The sequence below is a fragment of the Sporosarcina sp. BP05 genome (genome assembly GCF_014282005.1).
Lineage (GTDB): Bacteria > Bacillota > Bacilli > Bacillales_A > Planococcaceae > Sporosarcina.
Window position 1 is genome coordinate 1 of sequence record NZ_JACFTD010000098.1, and the last position, 359, is coordinate 359.

General features: G+C 50.1%; 4 tRNA genes. All 4 read left to right on the forward strand.

Annotated elements, in window-relative coordinates:
- Positions 1-3 precede the first annotated feature (3 nt).
- The 4 genes from H2672_RS19335 (at position 4) to H2672_RS19350 (ending at position 358) form a co-directional block, all read left to right on the forward strand.
- Positions 4-79 (forward strand) — tRNA-Thr (locus tag H2672_RS19335).
- A 6-nt stretch (positions 80-85) separates the two neighbouring features.
- Positions 86-161 (forward strand) — tRNA-Lys (locus H2672_RS19340).
- A 32-nt stretch (positions 162-193) separates the two neighbouring features.
- Positions 194-275, forward strand: a tRNA-Leu gene (locus H2672_RS19345).
- Between the two features lie 8 nt (positions 276-283).
- Positions 284-358, forward strand: a tRNA-Gly gene (locus H2672_RS19350).
- The last annotated feature ends 1 nt before the right edge of the window (position 359 follow it).

A 359-nucleotide genomic window follows, 5' to 3' on the forward strand; every position in this document is an offset into this window, starting at 1 on the left:
TTGGCCGGAGTAGCTCAACTGGTAGAGCAACTGACTTGTAATCAGTAGGTTGAGGGTTCAAGTCCTTTCTCCGGCACCACTTTTCGAGCCATTAGCTCAGTTGGTAGAGCATCTGACTTTTAATCAGAGGGTCGCAGGTTCGAATCCTGCATGGCTCACCATTTTTATGACTTTTCAGTTATAATTTTATATTGCGGGTATGGCGGAACTGGCAGACGCGCTAGACTTAGGATCTAGTGCCTTCGGGCGTGGGGGTTCGACTCCCTTTACCCGCACTTATAATGCGGAAGTAGTTCAGTGGTAGAATACGACCTTGCCAAGGTCGGGGTCGCGGGTTCGAATCCCGTCTTCCGCTCCAT